This is a genomic window from Enterococcus sp. LX10 (assembly GCF_023539285.1).
Lineage (GTDB): Bacteria > Bacillota > Bacilli > Lactobacillales > Enterococcaceae > Enterococcus > Enterococcus faecalis.
The window spans coordinates 60,414-82,739 of the sequence record NZ_CP092785.1 but is presented as its reverse complement, the minus strand read 5'-3'; the positions used below and the strand labels follow the sequence as shown (position 1 = coordinate 82,739).

28 protein-coding genes and 2 pseudogenes are annotated in these 22,326 nt (G+C 31.5%); 10 read left to right on the top strand and 20 right to left on the bottom strand.

Annotated elements, in window-relative coordinates:
* Positions 1-259 precede the first annotated feature (259 nt).
* The 8 genes from MKZ30_RS13290 to MKZ30_RS13255 form a co-directional block, all read right to left on the bottom strand.
* Entirely contained in the window at positions 260-613 is a 354-nt protein-coding gene (locus tag MKZ30_RS13290; protein ID WP_249958823.1) for a hypothetical protein, read from the bottom strand.
* Positions 606-1,388: a ParA family protein gene (locus MKZ30_RS13285; protein ID WP_002404599.1), complete on the bottom strand. Its 783-nt coding sequence runs from the start codon at positions 1,386-1,388 to the stop codon at positions 606-608. Before MKZ30_RS13285 ends, MKZ30_RS13290 begins: the two co-directional genes overlap by 8 nt.
* A gap of 253 nt (positions 1,389-1,641) precedes the next feature.
* Positions 1,642-1,938 (bottom strand): type III secretion system protein PrgN, encoded by a 297-nt coding sequence (locus MKZ30_RS13280; protein ID WP_202584639.1) that lies wholly within the window; start codon positions 1,936-1,938, stop codon positions 1,642-1,644.
* 249 nt (positions 1,939-2,187) lie between these two features.
* Positions 2,188-2,259 (bottom strand): type I toxin-antitoxin system Fst family toxin, encoded by a 72-nt coding sequence (locus MKZ30_RS13275; protein ID WP_154080948.1) that lies wholly within the window; start codon positions 2,257-2,259, stop codon positions 2,188-2,190.
* A 91-nt stretch (positions 2,260-2,350) separates the two neighbouring features.
* On the bottom strand, positions 2,351-2,551 hold the full coding sequence (locus MKZ30_RS13270) for an excinuclease ABC subunit C (RefSeq protein WP_242366021.1): 201 nt from the start codon (positions 2,549-2,551) through the stop codon (positions 2,351-2,353).
* Positions 2,526-3,032, bottom strand: a complete 507-nt coding sequence (locus MKZ30_RS13265; protein ID WP_202254788.1) for a hypothetical protein — start codon at positions 3,030-3,032, stop codon at positions 2,526-2,528. Before MKZ30_RS13265 ends, MKZ30_RS13270 begins: the two co-directional genes overlap by 26 nt.
* Positions 3,033-3,035: 3 nt before the next feature.
* On the bottom strand, positions 3,036-4,352 hold the full coding sequence (locus MKZ30_RS13260) for a Y-family DNA polymerase (protein WP_249958822.1): 1,317 nt from the start codon (positions 4,350-4,352) through the stop codon (positions 3,036-3,038).
* Positions 4,353-4,467: 115 nt separating this feature from the next.
* Positions 4,468-4,719: a hypothetical protein gene (locus MKZ30_RS13255; protein ID WP_086318238.1), complete on the bottom strand. Its 252-nt coding sequence runs from the start codon at positions 4,717-4,719 to the stop codon at positions 4,468-4,470.
* A 91-nt stretch (positions 4,720-4,810) separates the two neighbouring features.
* On the opposite strand from MKZ30_RS13255, the gene MKZ30_RS13250 reads away from it, so the two are divergent.
* On the top strand, positions 4,811-5,248 hold the full coding sequence (locus MKZ30_RS13250) for a hypothetical protein (protein ID WP_208784554.1): 438 nt from the start codon (positions 4,811-4,813) through the stop codon (positions 5,246-5,248).
* Positions 5,249-5,301: 53 nt separating this feature from the next.
* Here the strand turns inward: MKZ30_RS13250 and MKZ30_RS13245 are convergent, their stop codons facing one another.
* The 5 genes from MKZ30_RS13245 to MKZ30_RS13225 all read right to left on the bottom strand — a co-directional run bounded on the left by MKZ30_RS13245 (position 5,302) and on the right by MKZ30_RS13225 (position 7,307).
* Complete coding sequence (locus MKZ30_RS13245) at positions 5,302-5,553, bottom strand: hypothetical protein (RefSeq protein ID WP_010711381.1); 252 nt, start codon at positions 5,551-5,553, stop codon at positions 5,302-5,304.
* Positions 5,554-5,893: 340 nt separating this feature from the next.
* A complete protein-coding gene (locus tag MKZ30_RS13240) occupies positions 5,894-6,103 on the bottom strand; it encodes a hypothetical protein (protein ID WP_002363054.1) in 210 nt (69 codons plus the stop codon).
* A gap of 61 nt (positions 6,104-6,164) precedes the next feature.
* Positions 6,165-6,389: a hypothetical protein gene (locus MKZ30_RS13235; RefSeq protein WP_086318235.1), complete on the bottom strand. Its 225-nt coding sequence runs from the start codon at positions 6,387-6,389 to the stop codon at positions 6,165-6,167.
* Positions 6,383-6,697 (bottom strand): hypothetical protein, encoded by a 315-nt coding sequence (locus tag MKZ30_RS13230; RefSeq protein ID WP_016616017.1) that lies wholly within the window; start codon positions 6,695-6,697, stop codon positions 6,383-6,385. Before MKZ30_RS13230 ends, MKZ30_RS13235 begins: the two co-directional genes overlap by 7 nt.
* Positions 6,687-7,307: a recombinase family protein gene (locus MKZ30_RS13225; RefSeq protein WP_249958821.1), complete on the bottom strand. Its 621-nt coding sequence runs from the start codon at positions 7,305-7,307 to the stop codon at positions 6,687-6,689. Before MKZ30_RS13225 ends, MKZ30_RS13230 begins: the two co-directional genes overlap by 11 nt.
* Positions 7,308-7,510: 203 nt before the next feature.
* On the opposite strand from MKZ30_RS13225, the gene mazE reads away from it, so the two are divergent.
* From mazE to MKZ30_RS13185, 8 genes and pseudogenes are all read left to right on the top strand, one after another.
* On the top strand, positions 7,511-7,741 hold the full coding sequence (gene mazE, locus MKZ30_RS13220) for a type II toxin-antitoxin system PemI/MazE family antitoxin (protein WP_249958820.1): 231 nt from the start codon (positions 7,511-7,513) through the stop codon (positions 7,739-7,741).
* The gene (locus MKZ30_RS13215) at positions 7,741-8,082 is read left to right on the top strand and encodes a type II toxin-antitoxin system PemK/MazF family toxin (RefSeq protein WP_001278770.1); all 342 of its coding nucleotides are present in this window, start codon (positions 7,741-7,743) and stop codon (positions 8,080-8,082) included. The genes mazE and MKZ30_RS13215 overlap by 1 nt, the downstream gene beginning before the upstream one ends.
* Before the next feature lie 111 nt (positions 8,083-8,193).
* Entirely contained in the window at positions 8,194-9,132 is a 939-nt protein-coding gene (locus MKZ30_RS13210; RefSeq protein WP_010829201.1) for a hypothetical protein, read from the top strand.
* Positions 9,133-9,378: 246 nt separating this feature from the next.
* Complete coding sequence (fic, locus tag MKZ30_RS13205; protein ID WP_010821245.1) at positions 9,379-9,981, top strand: protein adenylyltransferase Fic; 603 nt, start codon at positions 9,379-9,381, stop codon at positions 9,979-9,981.
* A 209-nt stretch (positions 9,982-10,190) separates the two neighbouring features.
* Positions 10,191-10,988: a GH25 family lysozyme gene (locus MKZ30_RS13200; RefSeq protein ID WP_202473241.1), complete on the top strand. Its 798-nt coding sequence runs from the start codon at positions 10,191-10,193 to the stop codon at positions 10,986-10,988.
* Positions 10,989-11,448: 460 nt separating this feature from the next.
* A pseudogene (locus MKZ30_RS13195) lies at positions 11,449-11,559 on the top strand (ATP-binding protein); the annotation flags it as partial.
* A gap of 127 nt (positions 11,560-11,686) precedes the next feature.
* Positions 11,687-11,953, top strand: coding sequence for a type II toxin-antitoxin system RelB/DinJ family antitoxin (locus MKZ30_RS13190; protein WP_016614869.1), 267 nt, complete (start codon positions 11,687-11,689; stop codon positions 11,951-11,953).
* Positions 11,946-12,221 (top strand): annotated as a pseudogene (locus MKZ30_RS13185) (type II toxin-antitoxin system YafQ family toxin). The gene MKZ30_RS13190 and the pseudogene MKZ30_RS13185 overlap by 8 nt, the downstream one beginning before the upstream one ends.
* 860 nt (positions 12,222-13,081) lie before the next feature.
* Here MKZ30_RS13185 and MKZ30_RS13180 read toward each other — a convergent pair.
* Genes MKZ30_RS13180 through MKZ30_RS13165 form a run of 4 tightly spaced genes read right to left on the bottom strand, consistent with a single transcriptional unit; the run spans position 13,082 to position 16,155 of the window.
* Positions 13,082-14,515 carry a cryptochrome/photolyase family protein gene (locus MKZ30_RS13180; RefSeq protein ID WP_249958819.1) on the bottom strand — a complete coding sequence of 478 codons (1,434 nt, stop codon included), beginning with the start codon at positions 14,513-14,515 and terminating at the stop codon, positions 13,082-13,084.
* A 38-nt stretch (positions 14,516-14,553) separates the two neighbouring features.
* On the bottom strand, positions 14,554-15,189 hold the full coding sequence (locus tag MKZ30_RS13175) for a DUF421 domain-containing protein (RefSeq protein ID WP_202254778.1): 636 nt from the start codon (positions 15,187-15,189) through the stop codon (positions 14,554-14,556).
* Between the two features lie 12 nt (positions 15,190-15,201).
* Positions 15,202-15,645, bottom strand: a complete 444-nt coding sequence (locus MKZ30_RS13170) for a DUF3290 domain-containing protein (protein WP_010829195.1) — start codon at positions 15,643-15,645, stop codon at positions 15,202-15,204.
* Positions 15,646-15,705: 60 nt separating this feature from the next.
* A complete protein-coding gene (locus tag MKZ30_RS13165; protein WP_208783321.1) occupies positions 15,706-16,155 on the bottom strand; it encodes a hypothetical protein in 450 nt (149 codons plus the stop codon).
* 129 nt (positions 16,156-16,284) lie between these two features.
* On the opposite strand from MKZ30_RS13165, the gene MKZ30_RS13160 reads away from it, so the two are divergent.
* Positions 16,285-16,797: a GNAT family N-acetyltransferase gene (locus tag MKZ30_RS13160; protein WP_202473238.1), complete on the top strand. Its 513-nt coding sequence runs from the start codon at positions 16,285-16,287 to the stop codon at positions 16,795-16,797.
* Positions 16,798-16,837: 40 nt separating this feature from the next.
* On the opposite strand, the gene MKZ30_RS13155 is transcribed toward MKZ30_RS13160, so the two are convergent.
* The 3 genes from MKZ30_RS13155 to MKZ30_RS13145 form a co-directional block, all read right to left on the bottom strand.
* Positions 16,838-17,284: a hypothetical protein gene (locus MKZ30_RS13155; RefSeq protein WP_202473237.1), complete on the bottom strand. Its 447-nt coding sequence runs from the start codon at positions 17,282-17,284 to the stop codon at positions 16,838-16,840.
* 180 nt (positions 17,285-17,464) lie between these two features.
* Positions 17,465-18,829: a lytic polysaccharide monooxygenase gene (locus tag MKZ30_RS13150; RefSeq protein ID WP_249958818.1), complete on the bottom strand. Its 1,365-nt coding sequence runs from the start codon at positions 18,827-18,829 to the stop codon at positions 17,465-17,467.
* 68 nt (positions 18,830-18,897) lie between these two features.
* A complete protein-coding gene (locus MKZ30_RS13145; RefSeq protein ID WP_249958817.1) occupies positions 18,898-22,311 on the bottom strand; it encodes a MucBP domain-containing protein in 3,414 nt (1,137 codons plus the stop codon).
* Positions 22,312-22,326: the final 15 nt, after the last annotated feature.

Sequence of the window (22,326 nt, the reverse complement as noted above, 5' to 3'; positions counted from 1 at the left end):
AGCTTTACCTCTCTGTTTTTGTTAGTTTATAGTTTAACCTACTTTTATTTCCCTTGCAAATACTGATATATCAGTATTTTCCTACTTTCTTATTATATCACGATATTGCGATATAATACAATTGTAATATTGCAATATCGTGATATTACAATGTTCAAAAGATTATTATTGATACAACAGCGTTTGTAGAAAAAAAACAACAACAATATTATGATATTGTTGTTGTCTAATATTGTAATATTGTGATTCCACAATATTATCAAATTTTATTTTGTTTTTTTGCCATTTCATATCCTTTAATTAAATACTCTTCAGGAATAGATTTCAAAAGCGTTTCTTCGATAACATCAGGTTTGCTTTTTTCTGGTTCGCCAATTGAAGTCCAGTATTTTAAAGCATTTGCAAGGATTGGATTGATCCGAATACTATCAGCATTTCTTTTGCTGTTACCTTGTTGCTTAATCAATTTTTCTATGTTTTTTTTATTCATAACAATGTGTTCATGTGTAGTTTTTAATTCTTTGTCATTGGGAGTAGTTGCTTTAGTTGAATTGGTGTCTTCTTTTCCTGTACCCAGAAGTCGTTCCGCAGCTGATTTTCCTCTATTACTCATTCAAATCTCCTACCTTCTCTAAAAATTCTTTTGTAAACTGGATATAATCGTCTTCAGCGGTCGAAGTCTTATTAAAGCTAATCAAGTCGGAACCTGCTGCTTGGGCTTCATCAACAGTGATAGTTCGTCTAATGTAAGTATCAAATATGTTGACGTGGAGGGCATCAGAAATTTGATTTGCTGTTTTATTCATTTCTTTTGAAATATTAAATCTTTCATTATATTTTGTGAAAAGAACGCCTCGTATGATTAAGCTCTCATTTGTGTATTCTTTAACAGTCTCGATTGTTTCGTTCAATTTAACTAATCCTTTTAATGAAAAATATGCTGCTTCTACAGGAATAATAATTTCATCTGAGACAGTAAACGCATTTACTGTTAATATACCCAAACTTGGTGGGCAATCAATAATAATATAATCATAGTTTTCTTCAATTGGTTGAAGAACTCTTTTAAGTCGATGTTCACTACCAACTTGTGTAAATTCTCGCTCTGCTGAAGAGAGAGCAATATCAGCAGGAATTACATCGATTCCTTTGTAATTTAAAATAGCTTCAGTAATCGAAGCTTCATCTTTTAATACTTCATAAATTGTTGGAACATTCGTACCATCAATATCAAATCCAAAATTATCAGTAGCATTCCCCTGAGGGTCCATGTCGATTACAAGAACTCTTTTGTTAAAAGTAAAATGCAATGCCGCTCCAAGATTAATGCTAGTTGTTGTCTTTGAAACACCGCCTTTTTGATTTGCAACTGAAATTATTCGTGCCATAATAATGTCCTCCTTGTGATGTTATGTCATTATTATATCACAATATCGCAATATTGCAATATCATAATTTATTGATATTACAATATTGTTCAATCGTGGAGTCATACTATTGCGATTTATTAATATTACGATATTACAATTGCATAGTATTGTTACTTCGCGATATAGTGAAATTGTAGCAACGTGATATTGTAATAATACAATATTATTATAGTTTGACTATACGATGTTACAATAGTGTGATATTACAATATCATTTTTCGTCTATAATTTTTTTAGTTCGTCTGTGGCGTTCTAAGTGCAGCAAATAATCGTCTTGCAGTTTTAAAAGGTCTGAATAAACCTGATCCATAGTTTTGCTGGCAGACAGAGAAAGAGAATAAATAAATGAGATAGGAAGTGTTTCAATTTTTTTGTTGCGAGTAATCCAAGAAGAAACAGTTCCTTGAGAGAAAGCGTGTAATTCACAAAATTCTTCAACAGTAATCCCTAGTTGCTTGATAATGTATGTGTTGATAGGGTGCGGATACACAAAGGTTTTTCTAGACATGGTGGGTAAGTTTCCTTTCTTAGATTATTAATGCGTTTGCAGTAATATTGTACTAAAAAACATGCAATAAGGGAAGGGCGTAGCTGCTTCTTTTTTGTTGACCTTCTTTAATAATGTGTTATACTAATAATGCGGAAGACATAAGTTCGATATGAACAGCACAATAGCCCAAACCTCGTCACAGGTTTGGGCTATTTTTTTCGTCTTGCGGATAGACGTGTGGGTTAGGACAACTTGCATGGTTATCTGCTAATCATCTAACCAATGGTCAACTAGTAAGATTACTAGACCCACAAAAAGTGGGGCAATAACCAAAGACATAAGTTCGTACATAAACAGCACCCCCAATCGGAGGCAAGTTGCCGCAATAATTATAACATAAATTCGAATATACCTATACAGTAGTAAACCTTCAGTGTTTTACTTCAACTTTTATCTCTCTTTTTAGTACGTATACTCGTTTACATAACGAGCATTTGTACTTACCTGAATCACTTGACACTCTGCTCGCAAGACATCCACACGCACACTGTACGTATGCAACGCCACTTATTTTATTGTTGTCTTTAATCACTGCACCCTGGTAGTTAAATTTCTTCATAAAATTCTCCATCATCGTAATAATCTTTCATAAAAGCATCGATTGATTCTTGTTCTTCATCTGATAATTCTGGAAGTACGACGTCTGCGAAAGGATTTTCCAATGTATCTACTGCAGACCACTTCAAAAAGTTATGAATTTTAATATAGCGTATGTCATAAAAATCAATTTGAAAATCTCCAATTAAAACAACATCAAATTCAGCCATGCCACGAAAAACTCCGAAAACATGAGGTTTTACACGACCATATTCGTCTAACGAATTTAATTGAATTTCTAGCACTTTATTTTGTTTAATTGAGCGATCTAATAAGTATTCTATTTGTACTTGAGATTGCTGTGGCAGTCTTTCAATCTCTCGTGCATTAAATTCATCCGTTTCTTTGATTGCTGCTTGCAACTCTCCTAAAGGGAAAGCAGTTGGCCACTTCAAATCAAAAGGGCGGTCTACATAATCGTTATAAGGTGTAAATTCCTTTTTAGTTTTCTTCATTTGTTAACCTCCAAGACCGACGTTGCCACCTGCATGACCACCAACTAAGCCCGAACGATTCACAGCTGTCGCCCCTTCAAGAAGTGAGGACGCATGAATCAATGCTTTAAAACCAAATTTCTGACGGATTTTATCAATTAGAAAGTCTAACTGATTGTTTATTATTTGTTCTTCAGGAGGGGAGAAGAGATCTATTTGAAGTGTAGTATCCCAAACCAGCTTTCCAAAGGAGACTCCTAAATTTCGAATATCCATACCAGGAACATAGTTTTCTCGAAAAAGTTTCAAAACATGCTCGGTTAACACTTTTGTGTTGTTGCTACGAGCGATTTTAAGCTGTTTTCGCCAACCAGACCTGCCCAGTCCATCAACTTGTCCTTTAGAATAACCAACAAAAATTGAAACACATTCAGTTTGACAGTTTGAATTTCTTAACCTGGTTGCTACCTGGTCTGAAAGTTCCTTCAGCACTAATTCAATTTGATCCTTTCGAGCATAGTCTCTAGGTAATACTTGACTATTACCGAATGATTTTTCTTTGGCCACCTGGCTTTTTTCTCCTAAAAAACTACGATCAATGCCCCAAGCATGTGCGAACAGTTGTAATCCCATGACACCAAAGCGGTGTTTTAATAGATAAGGATCTGCTTGTGCTAAATCATAAATCGACTCAATTCCTGACATCTTTAAACGAGCAGCCATACGCTTGCCAATCCCGCAAAATTCAGTGATAGGGGAGATAGACCAAACTTTTTCTTGTACATCTTCATATCTCCATTCTGCAACAAAACCTGTTGTATTTTTTGCTTCGTTATCTAGGGCCAGCTTGGCTAACAATGGGTTATCTCCAATGCCAATCGTGACGTACAGCCCCATATGGTTATAAATGACACGTTGAATAATTTTGGCCAATCGATAAGCAGTATCACAATTAAAATACTTCAGAGAAGCAGTTATATCAATGAAGCTTTCATCCACACTAAAAACAGAATGGTCTTCATCTGCCACAAACCGTTTGAGTAGATTATTAATTTCACTATTTCTCTTCATATATAAATTCATTCTTGGTGGAACAATAAGCAGTTCTGGGTGATCAGGCACTTCATCTTTACGAGTCACATTAGAAATTCCCAGGACTTTTTTTGCCAGTGGCGAAGCAGCAAGCACTAATCCGCCTGCATTATCCGCACCACTCATTACTATAAGCATTGTCTTGAGGGGATCTAAGCCACGTTCTACACATTCTACGCTCGCGTAAAAGGATTTTACATCGATACATAAAACATCTCTCCGGGGTTCTTTGGAATAATCAAATTTCATGCAAAAAACCGTCCTTTCGAGTTACATTATACGAACTAACGTTCTGTTTTGCAACAGCAAAATTTCAGTTTTCCGAATTATCTTGAATTTAAAGTAGCTCAGAAATCTACAGTCATTATTTTTTTAGTTTGTTTTTAACGCGCAAGTAGATATCAGTCAGCCAGTAAATAATTGTAATTAATACTGTTATTTTTAGAAAGTTCACCATGAATACTAGATTGAATGCGTATTTTAACCACAAAAGCCATAATATAATCGCGATAACTACTTTTCCAAAGGTATTCACTTTCCTAATTAATAACCAATGTAAAAAATCTTCTCCTTTGTTTTTAGTAGCTCTATATTCTTCTAGAATATTTTTTTTCATGTTTAAACCTCCTTTATTATTTTAATTTTATAAATTCTTGACTTATAATTAAATATTAATTAACATTTAATTATAGAAAAGGGAGTTAATTATGAAATTTAAAAGTGTTTTATTTTTATTTCTTGCTAGTATCATTCTATTCGGATTTTCCCAACAGACAAATGCAGAATCACAAGAGTCAAATGTTACTCCATCACAAGAATCTTATGCACCCGATGTTTTAAATGAACAATTATCGTCTAGCTTATCTACTACCGACGCTATCCAACAAAGTGCAGCATATGCTCCTAGCACTTGGTATTACACAACTTACCGTTCGTACGTTGGATACCCGCCTGCAACAATTTATGTTTCAGTCGAAAATACAGCAGTTAAGCGTCGATACCACGGATATTTGACACTAATTTCTACAGGCTATGCTCCAGGAAATTGGAGAACCTACGCAGGAACTCTCTATCTTCAAGGAGGACCTTATCCTATTCCATCATCTTTAAAAGCTACAGACTTATTAGTCAAGCAAGAAAATTAATTTAAGTCCAAAAAATAAAGAAAAGAAGATTTTTAACTTCTTTTCTTTATTTTTTAGTCTTCTGAAAATTTATTTTTTTCATCACTTTTAGAAGATAAATTTTTCTGTTGTTGTCCTATATCGTAAACTCTATCAATTGGGTTTTTGTTTATTCCACCTGATCCAGTATCGACCATTGTTCCCCAGCCCTTCTTTACTGGGCTTTTACCTTGACGCTTCATAGCTTCAGCTTTTTTTCTTATTTTATCATGTTTCTTTTTTCTTCTTTCTTCTAAAAAATCAGAAAAATTAGTAAATATACCCATTTTATCATCTCCTCTGTAGAAATAATGCTAATCAACTAATTGTAATTCAGACTAAATTATAAAAAATTATATCATATTTAATATTTTAATCAAATTATAACAATTTGTCGGTTAACGTAATACAGAATCAAACAAGTATTTTTTATGGAGTAGAATTTTTCTCTACTTTATTTTTCCTTCTTTCTCTTTTCTGCAGTAACTCCGTAATGCTGACGATACCTTTTAAGAGTCCGTCTCGTCTGTTAATACCTTTTTTTCTTCAACTTCTTTATCTGGTACACCTTCAAGAAATAGTTAAAATCCCTATTGGAGTCGTGCATCGTTTTCGCTATTATTTCATTTACCTCTTATCTATCTTTTTGTTTTGCCTGTCTGATATCCTTTTGTCTTGTTTCATATTTCCAGCAAAAAAAGCAATTCCTACTGCACCTGAAGAAAAGACAAATTCTAAAGCTGACCAACGAAACAGTACCGTTAAAATTAAGATAATAAATATTGCGATCACTAAAACGGCGTCTTTTGTTCCAAAATTCAAATACCCAAAATTCATTAAACTCTCCACCTTTTTTAAATTATTGAAAGTACACAATCAAACAATCTTTTTTACTTTTTCAATCGTTTTGAGCTACTTCATTTATTTTTTCATCAATTGCGATATAGTTGCCTTGATACAATTTGTAATCTTTATTGCATCTATCACATTTAAACTGATTATACTTTCCTAGTTCTCTTTTAGCTAATTGACCGCAGTCACAATCAATAAAAGTAACTATATTACTTTTGTTCCATGTGCTGATTTCGATCCCCCAATGATCATATATTTTTCGAACTACCATTTGTTATCCTCCTTATAACTATATTCTTTAATCATTTCCTTGAATTCTTGTTTTGTTTTAGGGTTCGTTCGTATGACTTCTTCAGCTAATTCTAAAAATACCTGCTCAACTTTTTCTGTCATGCTCTCAAAAATAATCAACGGGTTCTCTTCTTTCTTTACTCGATTCTTATATCTTTGGAAGTTTGCTGAATAGAGTCGCCCATTTGACATTATCTCTATCCCATAACCTGTTACTAAAGAATTTTTCAACAACTGAATAATCTTTTCTCTATTCTCTATGTTAACCACTCCTGAATTATTTCTCACTAAGTAACTGTTCTTCCTTTGCTTGTTTCTTGATTCGTTTGAGTGTAGATAAAGAAATTCCTGTTTTCTTTTCTACTTCCCGCATACTGTTTGTTTCCATTAACTCTAGTGCATGTTTGTATTTATCATTTAGAACTCTTTTCGGACGTCCTTCTCGATAATTTTTATTGTTCGCTCGATGCCACTGTTTCCCTTCTTGCGTTCTCGTCACGATTAAATCTCTTTCAAATTGCGCAAAGCTACCCAGCATATTCATCATTAACGTTTGCATAGAATCACTTTTATTTGGCTCAAAGGTTAGGGCATTATCTAAGAAGGTGATAGTCACTCCTGAATTGTTTAAAGAAGAGATAATTGAATTTAAATCAACAATACTTCTAGCCAACCGATCAATTTTCGTCACTAAAACTTTATCGCCAGTTTTTACAATAGAAAGTAGTTCTTCTAATTCTTTCCTTCCTTCTTTTTTTGTTCCCGTATATTTTTCACTGAAGATTTTTTCTGATCCGGCTTGTTCTAGTTTTTGAATCTGGGTTTTGTAATCTTGATTACTAGTACTTACTCTTGAATAACCATAAATAGACAAAATTTCTTCACCTTTTCTGAACATAAGTTTTTGACACTTGATAATTCCAAGTATAGCACGAAAAAATAAAGAGGTCAAAAACTTTTAAGTTTCTGAACCTAACAAATTAATTCTAAAATATCTAATTTCGACTATTTAATTAAATCACACTAAGTTAACTAAATGTAGTATATAGTTATTTGAAACTATTTAATTATTTAGTATAATAAAAGACAAGAGGTGATTGTATGTTAACCACAAAATCTAGAAAACAAGGAAGTTCTGTAGTATTGACCTTACCATCTAATAACGGACAGAAACCAAAAGCAGACCAAGAATATATAGTGATGTATTCTGATGATGGGACAATTACATTAGTCCCTAAATTACAAGATCCATTTAGTGGTGGATTAGAAGGGGAGTACTACGAAAAAGATGAATGGCATGACATTGAACCTGGAGGGAGAGAATTATTTTAATGAGTGACGAAAAGAAATATATTCCTAAAAAGGGCGATATTGTATGGATAGATTTCGATCCTTCAGCTGGAAAAGAAATACAGAAAAGACGTCCAGGTCTAGTAGTTTCTAGATATGAGTTTAATAGAAAGACAATGTTTGCAGTAATTTGTCCCATAACTTCTACAATTAAAAACATGCCCACTCGTTATACATTACCTGATGAAATGGAAACTCATGGACAAGTCGTTATTTCCCAATTAAAATCTTTAGATTTTACAGAAAGAAAGTTAAGCCAAATAGAACATTTACCATTAAAGGATATGGCTAAAATAGATCAAATCATTGAATACATTTTTTAATTATAATAGGAAGAAAGAATACATATAATATTTAATGTTCATGAATTCTTTCTTTTTATAACGTCTATTTACTATAACGTATTATAGTAAATAGACAGAAAGGAGGATAAATTGAACCTAAGAAAAATAGAACATGAAATTGAAGAAATATTGTCTAAGGATACTCATTCATGGGTGCGTCTATACGAGCTAATAAGAGAAGTAGAATATAGTAAATTATGGCGTAATGAGTATAGTTCTTTTACACAGTGGATTAAACATTTAGCATATGTAACAGGAGTAACTGAATCTCTAATATGGAAAAGAAAAAAAGCAGGAGAAATATACTTTGACTACCAACAACGAGCAAGAAGTAGGGGAGTTAGTGTTCCTAACATAGAGGACGTAGAAGTCAGTCCAGATAACTTTGAATTAGTAGAAAAAATTAGCCAAGGAAACAGCCAAATAAAAGATGAATTAATGCAACAAGTTTTAGTAAAAGATATTAAGCGATCTGATTTAGTAAACACTTGGTCAACTATTAAAACGATTCAAGCTAAAGAGGGTGGGGGAATCGTTAAAAAGAATAGATACTCTAAAATTGATAGTAGTGACGAACAAATATTTACTATATCTGATTTTTCGTTTGCATTGTCAGAAAGTTCGTGGTTACAAATTGCTAAGAATTCATATCACAAAGGAAAATCAGTTTATAAGCTAATTCCCAATTTTTCCTTTTATTCTTCGTTATTGATGAGATCTGTTACTTTAGATTTTTTATTGCTAGAAAACGTGTCTAGTAAATACACACAAGAATTAAATACACATAGCATCGAAATAGTTTTTTCGGATAACAAACTTAACAATATAATTTTAAATACTAAAACTAATTATAGCTGGGTCGTTGTTCCTGAAGATATCTCACTCATTGCACTTAAACAGCTTCCTAAAGAAATAGGGTTATTAAAAATTTCATCTAAAAGAATAATACAAGTTGTTAGGAATGCAGCACTTACTAATGAAACTAGTAAATTAGATATTTTACAAGCATTCATCGTTAAAACTATATAAATTAATATCTTATATGTAGAAAAAAAGTGTTTATTATACATCATCAATAATCTATCATGACGATGCAGCATATCTCAAAAATGGCATTGAGTTTATTTTTACCATATGAAAAAATGAGAATAGCAAGTGTCTTTATATTTTTGATTGTTATGTAGATTTCGTGCTAAAATACATAGAAAAACTTAGCATGAAAGTTGAAAAAGTTATTGAAAAAAAGGATTAATAATTAATAGGCGGTGAATTCAGTTGTTAGAAAACAAATTAGGTATTATTAACCAACTTGAGTTAAACAGAGTTGAGGAACGTGTCAGTAAAGAAAAGGCAAAACAATTATATGACTCTGGAGATATTGACAGAGTAGAAATTGGAACATTCAAGGGGCTATCATATATTCATAATTATTTGTTTGAAGATATTTATGAATTTGCAGGTAAAGTTAGAAGTCAAAATATTTCTAAAGGAAATTTTCGCTTTGCACCAGTAATGTACCTAGAAATCGCTTTAGAACATATAGATAAAATGCCCCAAAGAAATTTAGATGAAATTGTAGCCAAATATGTTGAAATGAACATTGCACATCCTTTTCGTGAGGGCAATGGTAGAGCAACGAGAATATGGTTAGACTTAATTTTGAAAAAAGAATTAAAGCAGGTTGTAGATTGGAACTTAATTGATAAAGAAGATTATTTATCTGCAATGGAAAGAAGTCCAGTCAAAGATTTGGAAATTAAATATTTAATCTCAAATGCTTTAACTGATAAAATTAATGATAGAGAAATCTTCATGAAGGGTATTGATATTAGCTATTATTATGAAGGATACACCGAATACAATGTTGAGGACTTATAAATTAAAGGCTTCATTTTAAAGAAAAATTCAAGTTGTTACGCATGCAGCACTTACCAATGAGACTAGTAGTTTATATGTCTTACAAGCGTTCATTGTTAAAACCGTTTAACTTAACCTTTTATATGTAATAATAAAAAACATTTATTATTTTTCATTAATGATCTATCCTGTTAATGTACCATACAACAGAAGAAGAAGGGAATGGTTAAATGAAAATTTCAGCTAAATTATTTGTTTTAGGAATAGGCCTAACTTTTGGAGGTCTTATAACAAGTGTTCCAGCAGAAGCAAAAAATATTGTGACGAGTAACTATGAATTAGGAAGTTTTGCTCAAAATGACCCTGTCAATTATTCCTTACTAAGAAGTAAACGCAGCCTCAGTGAAACACCTCCTAGAGTGGATTTTATCGATATTTCCTCTCATAATGGAGAGATTTCTGTAGAACAATTTCAAAAGATGAAAAACATGGGAATTAAAGGCGTAGTAGTCAAATTAACTGAAGGAACAACCTACAAAAACCCGTTAGCCCCTAGTCAAATTACCAATGCCAAAAAAGCAGGTCTAACTGTTTCAACATATCATTTTTCTTGGTTTGAAAATCAACAAGAAGCAATTGATCAAGCCAATTACTATGCGGATTACGCAGAAGAATTAGGGCTATCCCAAAATAGTGTCATGGTTAATGATGCAGAAACAACACCAATGATTAACGCAGATGCCACAAAAGTTTCTGTCTACTTTAGAGATCAATTAGCAAAACGTGGCTTTAAAAATGTTGTCCATTATTCTAGCGCTAGTTGGTTCAATAATAATTGGATGGAATATGACGTTTTAGGTAAAGAAAATAGTTGGGTAGCAGAATGGCCGGCGAACCCAAGTGCTAATAATTTATTGCACACAGATACAGCCGCTTGGCAATGGAGTAGTCAAGGTTCTTTTGATTTCATTCCTGGAATTAGTTTTGACTTCAACGTGGATTACTTAGGACGCTTTACAACTAACTAAATAAAAGAGCGATTCTTTTCAGAATCGCTCTTTTATTCATGTCTAATCGACCACTAAATAGACATACCTAAAATACTTCACCAGATAAATAGACAGTCGTTTTCCGCCGACTGTCTAAGACTAAGATAGATTTGTAAAGAAGTGAATAATATGCTTCCTACAATAAAATTCTAGCATATTTAATTTTATTAAGCTAAAATTTTGCTAATACTATATGCAACATTACTTAATATCAAAAATCGAATACATTATTTATTTTACTCATTTTTTTACAAATTAATAACAGTCGGTTTTCTCACATTGATACATAGCACTGTGAGATTGTTTGAACTCCTATTGTTTTAAAAAGTCAACATTATTTGAAGTTAACTTCAAATAATGTTGAAATAATTTTATAATAGAATTTTACTTCAACAGAAGGATGAAAATGTTTAAAAGGTCTATTTGCTTTAATTAGCTTATTCAATTTAAAGATTCTGACTTTATTAAGGTTATTACCGAGATTCGTCGTGTAGGAAAATCAGTCTTGTTAATGCTTTGTAAAGAATATTTATTAGAAGAAGAGGTGTCTTAAACCACAACATTTACATAAATCTTGTATCCTTTATAAGATAGAACATTTAAATCAAACAAACAAAATACATGTTGTTTTTAACAACATTACATGTTATTATTATTCACATAAAGGAGGGATAGCAGTGGCTACGACAAAAAAGAAACCTATACATGTAAACGTTGATGAAAATTTAAAAGAAGAAGCAGAACAATTATTTGATGATTTAGGTTTAAACATGACAAGTGCAATTACTATTTTTTTAAAACAGTCTATTAATGAGCAAGCAATTCCTTTTATGATTAATAAGGGAAATAAAGAGACTTTACAAGCATTAAAGGACTTAAAAGAAGGAAATGTTCATGGAGGATTTTCTTCCGTTGATGCTCTAATGGAGGATTTAAATGCTTGAAATATTTTACACGAACCAATTCAAAAAAGACTTTAAGAAAGCAAAGAAACAAGGAAAGAATTTAGAGAAGTTAAAAGAAGTACTAGTACTTTTATAAGAACAACAAACATTGCCACCAAAGTATAAAGACCATGCACTAACAGGAAATTATATAGGCACACGAGAATGTCATATTGAACCAGACTGGTTGTTGATTTATAAAATTGATGGTGATAAATTAATTCTAACTTTAGCTAGAATAGGCTCACATAGTGAATTATTCCGATGAAACAGAATTAAAATTAAATTACTAAAATAATGTCAAATACAACTTAATTTCTGAAGACTACATATGATAAATACAGAATAGGTTAGAGCATTTGTGCAAATAAAAGAACGACTTAGTAAAAATACCGCACAATACGTATGGTTTGCTATTAGGTGCAAATTCAAGTCAAATAGGATATATTACTTTGGTTTATGCTTGGAGGACTAGATGTTTCTAGTTCTCTTTTTATTTCTTTAATCAAATTTAATGATAAACATTGCTAAACAAACGATTTAAAACAAAAAATATATGTAAATTACTTAAACGACCCGATTCCAAATATCGAAAGTTTTCTAGAAACCTACAAACAAATTTCACATTGGTTTAAAAAAAATAAAACGAACAACAATATATATAGAAAAATCATAACGTGATATAACAGAGCAAAACACGAACTATTGTTATACTAAAACAATCATATGTTGCACTTAATCCTAACATTCGCCCTTTTCTAACTACTTTTAATAATATATCTTATGTTAACTAAATTATTTTTACAAATTAAAAAAGACAAAGATGATTATCTCCTTGTCTATTTCCATTAATAACGGGCCAAGCAGGATTTGAACCCGCACAATCTCCCATATGAGTTTTGACCCTACTTATAAAGTTAATATTAATTATAATTAATGTTTCTCTCTATTACAAATAATTTAATTCCATACTACTTAAAAATCTCTTTGCACTTTATCTTATAAAAGACTGATCGAAAAAGCATTTAAACATACCACAATTGAGTTAAATACTTTTTCAATCAGTTTCCATTTTATGACAAGAAAGTTATGAAATAAAACGTTGCTAAAGCTGTTTCTTTTGATTGATTATCTTAATTTTTTGTGTAGCATTTCTCTGTAGTATTCTTTGCTAGATTCGTAAAGAACAATTGTCTTTTTCTTACTTTCAGCATAATCTACAATTGGATAAGGATAAGACTCACCCAAATTCACGTTGTATCGATTTTGTAATTCTTTATTCATTAATTCTGGTTGGTGGATATATTTTGTAGGTACTTGTTTTAATTCGATGACATATTTTTTTATAAACAAACCTTCACTATCAAATTTCTTTGACTGAACAGCAGGATTAAAAATTCTAAAATACGGAACAGCATCCGTTCCAGTAGATGCTGCCCACTGCCATCCCCCAATATTACTAGCCGCATCATAATCAATCAACATCTTTTCAAAATACTTTTCACCCCATCGCCAATCTATGTGCAAATTTTTCACCAAAAAAGAAGCAGTAATCATTCTTAAGCGGTTATGCATCCAGCCCGTTTCTTTAAGCTGACGCATTGCAGCGTCTATTATAGGATAACCAGTCTGTCCATTTTGCCATTTAACAAATTTTTCTTGATCGTTTTCCCATTTAATGTAGCGAAATTTTTCTTGATTTGCTACTTCTTTTTGTTGAGGAAATGTACTGTAGATCATATTATAAAAGTCTCGCCAGGCTAATTCCTTCTTATATGTCTCTTTACCAAGACTAGTTACGACTGAGTCTAGCTTATGCCAAACTGTCCGGATTGAAATTTCTCCAGTTCTTAAAAATGTAGATATATGGCTCGTTTTGTCTTTGTAAGGAAAATCACGTGTTTTTTCATATGATTGTAAATCATTAGAAATAAAGGATTCTAGCATGGATTGTGCCGCTTCCTCCCCCCTACAAAAATTCGCAATAGGGATATTATCCATCATCTTATTGAATCTTTTTTCATCTTCAGGAAATAATGACTCAGAAAAAATTTTTTCGGAAGTGTAGGGAACATCAATTGGCGTTTCCTTCATTGCTTCTTTCCAATTATTATAATATGGCGTAAATATTTGGTAACTTCCACCGTCTTTCTTCCTTATTTCATTATATCCGTGTAAATAGGTGTCCTGAAAAATTGAATATTCAATTTTATTTTTTTCAAAAAAACTAATTGCCTGTTGGTCGCGAAACGTACCATAACCACACGTGTCTTCGTTAAAATAAATAGATGTCCATTCTGGAAGTTTTTCTTTTAAACGAATAAATGAGTCCAAAGGGTCTCCAAACATAATTTGCAAATGGGACTCTTTATCAACTTTTCTTTTGAATAAAGCTACGCTTGAAAAAAAAGCATCGTGATTAGGGCTGTCTTTTATAAATTGTTGTGGGTTTACTTGAAATATTAATATCAATTCTTTCGAATCTACATTTTTTAAAGCATGATATAACGCCTTATTATCCTGAAGTCTCAAATCACGCCTGAACCACATTACTGTTTTCATTTTTGAATCCCCCTTAATTAATTATATTAGATACATTGTTATGAATGGTAGCTATATAGATTAAGTTTCCCTGATAAATACTCTCCTAAATAAATATCACTTATTCTGCTATGGCCCTGTTTTACAACTTCATTTTCCAACCATTCTTCATCATGATTAATCAATTCTAGTACGTCAAAGTTTACTTGGCCATCAACAATTATAGGGTATCGGATATTTTCATCCCCAAATTCAATAAGTGTCAATTGACCGTTTTGTTCTAAAACAGCTCTCTTAATATGCTGTACCTCATAAATTCCATTAGATCTTAATTTAAACATCAATTCATTTGCAGATATACCATTTTTTAAACATTCATTCACGTCTACAATACCGTTCTTAATAAGAGTAATAGGCTTTCCATCAACAATGTATTTAACGTATCTGTTATGCTCTTTAGCAAATTTTAATATCAATACCAGTAACGTCCAGATAATTAACACTAATACAAATTGTAAAACCGTAATAGAATCGTTATAAATGACACCACCTATTATCCCGCCTAAAACATAGTTTTGAACCTGATCCATTGCAGAAGAAGGAGCTAAATTTCCTTTTCCCATTAAGTTAATTTGAATAATTAAACAAATAATCCCCAAGGCAAATTTAATAATGATTGGACTGTAAAATTGCATATATTCTCTCCTTTATTTATTTAAGACTATATTTTGATTAATCAAATAGGCTTTCTCAAGAGTGAAAGAGCTTTGATCAGAACTTAGGTTTACTCTAAAATAATTCTTCTTGATTTTGATCATTATTCCATCTACTAATTGTGTCGAGTTAACAAATATATCACTTTCATCTATTTTTTTCTCTTTTGCTAAATTTTGAACTAAGTTTACCATCTGAGATGATTGGGTGTGTTTTGCTTGATTTGATTGATAGTCAGAATATTGGACCCCAGAGGCAAATATTAATAACAGTAAAAAAATAATGCTTAAATCCCTATACTTTGTCTTTATACGATGTCGTAAATAAAGAATAAATACAATTACTAATAAAAAAAGAGAACCAAATATCAAAAAATATCTAAGATAGTCGTTAATATCAGACTGCGATTCTAAATAATTTATCCCATAAAAATTCATTACAGTTCCACTTCCTCTTCTAAATACTACTCAATAATGTATTCTATCGCTTTTACAAGTTTATGATAAAAGTATACTACAGTATTCTTTTTTCAACATCCAACAATCTGCTAACTCATCTATAATTATTTTTTTATCTGACGAAATTATTGACTCCATACTTTTGAGCAGCTCATTTTTATCAGTATCATACTTACATATAACTAATACTGGATTGTATTCTTTATTTTTCTCATTTACCTCAATAACATATTCTAACCCGTCTATCCAATATTTATCAATTAATCCTTCAATACGCCCCATAGATTTTTCTATATCATCACAAACAAATATAACTTTTTCTTCCTGATAACATAGTATTATTGATTCTGGAATAGATTCTTGCAAAATTTTTAAAATTTCAAAATTTTTTATACCCATCGGAAAAGCAATATTTCTATATATATTTTTTTCCAATTTAGTACAAGAAATTTTTACCCTTAATAATTTGTAATTTTCATATCTCAGCATTTATCAATGACCTCCAGTTATTTAGTCTCTATTTGAAAAGTAATAGTTTATTTATGAATTATCACTATACAGGGCTAGATTTTATTTATATATTGTAGATAAAAGTGATAAAGAAAAGAGCGTGTACATATGCAAATTTTTAAAGCAAGAGATTCCGACAAAAATCAATTAGAGAAATTTCTAAAAAAAAATTGGGGAGACTGTGAAATGGTTATTTCTTCTGGTCGCTACAATTATAAAAATTTACAAGCCTATATTTACAAAGATGTTGGCTGCGTTGTTGGATTAATTACATTCATTCAGAGAGCCACAAATTTAGAAATTATATCTGTAGACAGCACCATAAAATCGAAAGGAATAGGGACTGCTTTAATAAATCACTTAGAAAAAACTAGTAGAGATCTGAGCGTAAAAAAAATATCTGTCATAACTACTAATGATAACTTAGAAGCTCTAAGATTTTATCAAAAGAACGGCTATAGAATTGTAGAAGTTTTTCCAAATGCAGTAAAAGAAGCAAGAAAAATAAAACCTTCAATTCCCTTGTTTGCAGCTAATGGAATTCCTATATTAGATGAATTAAGACTAGAAAAAATTTTTAAATATATAAAATACCCCAGAAAGCTCAAGTTTTATGTATGAGTTTCTGGGGCTGTTACATATAATTCACTTATTATAAGCTTTAATATCTTACATAGACTACACCTGATCCTGAATTAGCATGCAGCCACAATTGCAATTGGTCCCCATTTGATGGTTTTTCCTTATAACGTAACGTCAAGTTACTATAATTGTGATTGAAGTTAGTCCAGTCACAAATAACTTTATTTTTAGAAACATTATATATTGCTGCAGACCAATTTAAAGATAGAGGTCCTCCATTAACAACATCAAGCATTAAAAAATAAGGATTATCAGAGATTTTATTCCAATTTCCAATAACGACAGGTTTTGTCCCCATTCCTCCATGCAGTTCTCCACTCCAACTACCGCCTATCTCTTTCAAAGTTAATTTGTTATTTTTTAACATGTTGTCTTCCTTGGTAGAAGTTTCTGCATGTACTGTTGCTGATAGACTAATTGAAAGTAAAAATGCTACAGTAAAATATATTAAATAGTTTTTTTTCATAAAAAACACTCCTCAAATATTTTATTTAATTTTTTATACTAACTTTAAAAAAAATTATATATATTGACATATTATAAACAAACACTTTTCAATTTATTTAAAAATAAAAACCCTTTTTTTATTACTAAGCTGTCAAAGTTATCAATTAATTAATATTGATTTTAAAAAAATATCTGCTGATTAACAAGCTTTAAATAAGCTATGTGCTTCTTTAGGATTCCATGATGCATCACCATAATTGTAATGTGTCACTAAAGAAATATAATTTGTGCCTTCATACGAAACAATTTCTCCTTTTTCGTATAATTCCGGATTAGTAATTGATCCTAATTTAAATTCTCTTCCCCCTCCAGGATTAGGAATAACCGGTACCTTTGTTGATACAGTGATTTCGTTGCTTTCTTCAGAATAAACTCCATCCACACTAACTGCTTTTACAGTATATTTATATTTTGTAGATGCATCTAAGTTCTTGTCTTTGTAATGGGTATTAGATGTCGTAGCAATTAAAATATTATCTCTATATACTAAATATTCTTTAATACCGGATGAATGTGTAGCCTTATTCCACATAAGCGAAATTGTACTATCTGTTTCGCCCATCGAGTGCAATCCGCTAGGTGCAGTTGGTTTCTCTTGGGCGTCTTCGCTAAGGGTTTTAGCAACAATCTGATCACTTTTCTCTGATAATTTTTCTGCTTGACCAATTGCCTGAATTTCATATTTATATTCAGTTGATGCATTTAATTTGCTATCTTCAAATAGATTTTCTTTTACTGTAGCAATTTTAACTCCGTCTCTATAGACATTATATTTTTCTGCTGTAGTTTGAGCATCCCAAGATAATGAAGCAGTACTCTTAGTAACATTTGTTACTTTTACATTTGTCGGTTTAGCCGGTAATACAGGAATTTCAGAATTTTTAACATTTACATCAATCACGTTGTAAAACGCATTAGATGTATCTGCGACGTCCCAAACGGCCAATATAACGTTGTAACCCACTCTATTTTGAGGAACATTAATTGTATGGCTTAGATTGTTTGATGCAGACGAGCCATCATGCTCAATTGTCCCAATAAGTTCAAGTTCATCTCTATTCAATGGAGCATTTTGATTCCAACCAGGTTTAGTCATGTAGTAATGCCACTTTGTTGTCTTGTGAGGTGCTGTATAATGCCAAGTAAATGTATTAGCTCCAGTGTTTATATCTGTTTTCTTCCATCTGTCGCTTGTTTGATTATCTAGTACATAATCTCCGATTTGTCCAAAGCCGCCATTTGCAGATGCAATACGGCCATCTGATGGACCTCCTTGTGGAAATCCCTTAGGTGCTTCTAATGATTGTGGATTAGTAATAACATTTCCATACAGATTAAGTGCAGCAGTCCATCCTACAGTTTGTTTGTCCAACTGACCTTGGTAACCTCTTGCTGGAGGTGTTTCTACATATCCATGTGCAAATGCTGAATCTGTGTTTAGCATTAGAACCATCCCCATTAAAGTTGTTGCTGTAAATAAACTTCCTAATAATTTTCTTTTCATAATATTTCTCCTCCCGGTTTCTTGTATTATTTATAGTAATGGAATATATCCAAGCAAAATAGATATTTTTATTTATTTTCCTTTCTTTTATTTTCTATCTTAAACAGAACTACACACAGAAGAATCACTCCCACAACGCTAATTAAATGATTCTTTTGTTCTCCTGTCCTAGGATATATTCTCTTACTTGATTCCTTATTTTTATAGATGACATATTGGGGAACATTTTTTACATTCACTTTTGCCTTACTTGATATGCCTTCATAGCTATAGGTAATTTCATATACTCCTGCTTTTTGTGTATCCACGTTCCCAGTAATTTCCACTTCCTCAAATTTTACTGGTTTGCCCTCTTTATCCATCGCACTATCGAAGTTTTCTTTTGCTGCCCATTTTTCTCCTACGTATATAGTAGAGTCATGAACATTTAGGGCTGTTTGTTTTTCTTTCACATTCACTTTTGCCTTACTTGTTATACCCTCATAGCTATAGGTAATTTCATATACTCCTGCTTTTTGTGTATCCACGTTCCCAGTAACTTTTACTTCCTCAAATTTTACTGGTTTGCCCTCCTTATCCATCGCACTATCGAAGTTTTCTTTCGCTGTCCATTTTTCTCCTACGTATATAGTAGAGTCATGAACATTTAGGGCCGTTTGTTTTTCTTTTACATCCACTTTCGCCTTACTTGTTATACCTTCATAGCTATAGGTGATTTCATATACTCCTGCTTTTTGTGTATCCACGTTTCCAGTAACTCCTACTTCCTCAAATTTTACTGGATTACCATCTTTGTCGGTAGCTTTTACAAAATTATCTAAAGGATTCCAAATGTCCCCTTCGTAAATAACTGAGTCTTTTGTTTCTAAAGATGTTTTATCCCTAGAATAATAGTAAATTAAATTTTGTTCTAAATCTGTGTATTTACTTATTATGTCAGACCCTTCTTTTTCAACACCATTTAGTTCTGCTTTTAAATATATATATCCTTCAATTTCTTTTGACTTACTTTCAAATATATCACCAAACACAGCGTTCGGATCTAATATATTTTCTTGAGGAAGAATATTTTTTTGTGTTTCAATATCCATGTACCTCACATGAATAGGAGCTGCTTTTTTTAGCTTGTACGTGTAAATAACCGTTTGTTCTTTTTCGTCATCATATAATCCGTTACCAGATTTAACTTCTTTTCCATCAATTGTTATATTTTTTACTTCATACCCTTTAAATGACTTAATTTCAGTACTGAAAGAATCATTCCATTTTTTATTAGCTGTATTAAGTTCATATTCTTCAAAAATGTTTCCTTCTTCGTCTTGGTATACGACATGAATTGGTTTTGCTGGTGCACGATCATATTCAAAATAGACATTAACCACTTTGTTAGCGTCTGGATAAACACCTTGTGCATTTTCAGGAATACTGCTAATCTGATAGTGTTGAATGTTCTTAGGATTAAACTGATACGGTTGATTAACGCCACCAGATTTTACATCGTTTGTTGCAATGGGCTTTTGTGTATCTTTATCTAAATAATTAAGTATTACTGTCCCACCTACATCAGGTTCATAAGAATATATAATCTCTGTATCGTCATCTGAAAATTTACCTGTGGTTATTTCTGGAATCTTAGTCAAATGATAATTATTTATAATTTTAGGCTGACTAGTATAGGGGTCATCAAAATTACCTGACAAAATTTCTGGTTCAGAAATTTCTTTATTATTCATACTGTTTATATACCGAACAGTTACTTTACCAGAAGCCTTTTTCTTTCTGAATATATAACTAACTTGGCCCGAATAGGTTTCGGATTCTGTGTCTATAAACTTACCAGATATATTTCCTGTAGTTTTAATTAGTTCGTAATGGTTATTTGTTAATTTTTTCAAAATTGATTCAATTTCTTTGTTTTTATCACTAACATCGAAAGAAGAATTATACTTACCATATAATAAATAACTTTCATGAATTATATTTCCTGTTTGATCTTTGAAATTAGCAATAACAGGTTTTCCATCGTTAATTGTGTAAACAAAAGTGATTTCTTGTTTTTTATCTGTTACTTGACCAGAAATTTCATCTTTTTTTTGATGATAGTGTTCAATTTGTTCTGCTTTCTCATTAAATTTTTGACCAAACTTCAATCCAGTAATTGTTTTATCTTTTTTCAGTTTAGTACCATTTTCATCGATATAATGTACAATTATTGGTCCACCTTCAGATACCTGATAATGATAAACAATCTCTTTGCTTTCTTCATCTAAATATCCTTTTATTGGATCAGTGCTATCTATAAGTGTATAAAAAGGAATTTCTTCTCTTGGAGTAACAACATAATCATCGCCCCATCTACCACTAATAACTTTATTATCAACTCCAGGAATAGGAGCTCCATCTTGATCTACGTATTTCACTGTTAAAGGCTTAGCTGAAGATAATCTATACTCAAATGTTATTGTCTGAGGTTTTTCATTTAGAGTTATTTCTTTGTTTAGCTTCCCATCAATTGTTTCATAGTGTGGAATATTTTTAGCTTCTGCAATTTTTACTTCTCCGTACTTCCCTTTTAAAGTATCCGAGGAGGGTTCTCCAAACGCCTCTTTTTGACGCTCATTTAGATTAGTCTCTTTATTCAAGAAATTGACAGTAGTATCCCCTCCTTGGACTCTTTCAAATTGATATTCAGCTTGGATAGTACCGTCTATATATTTACCAGAAGTATTTTTCTCACCAATATATTTATAGAATTGTTTTTCAATATACTCTTTTTTTGAACTATAATCGGCTTTCACGTCGTTATCATAGTTAGTGCCAATTTTACCAAACACAGTATTATCGTTAATAATTGATGTACCTGAATCGACATCTGTATAACTAACACGAACTGAACCTTCTTCATTGTCCTTCGTTACGTGTACTCGAATTGAAATAGGATTTTCTAATAAATCTTGTGAATATAAGGTTTTCTTTGTACTCCCTGAAAATGTTTCCCATTCTAGTGTATGATAAACTGTGTAAACACTACGCACTTCTAACCAAAAACTTGTATCTATTTTCTTGTTGGTCTTTGCACTGATAGAAATGCTGCTGGGGCTTGTTTCCGTCGTACCATTTCCAGGTCGATTATAATCAATCTTTAATAAGTTAGTATCAACTCCATCTGTAGTGTATATCGGGTTCATGCTGATAACGTATGCTTCTTTCCCCCATGTAATATCTCCTTCGCTATAAGTTCTTGAATTTCCTGTCTTATATGAATAAAGATTATTTAATGGCTGTGAAACTGTACTAATATGTTGATTTGAACTATTAGAAATCATTTTTTTAACTGCGTCTGTTAAAGTTGTTTTTGATTCGTTTTTTGCTTCTGAAACACGTTGTTCTATTGCAGCATATACGTCATTAGAATCGAATACTATAAAAAGACTGGGAGAAATTAAGCATGCTACTATTAAAATTTTTATGAATTTTTTCAAGTTGTATTCACCTTT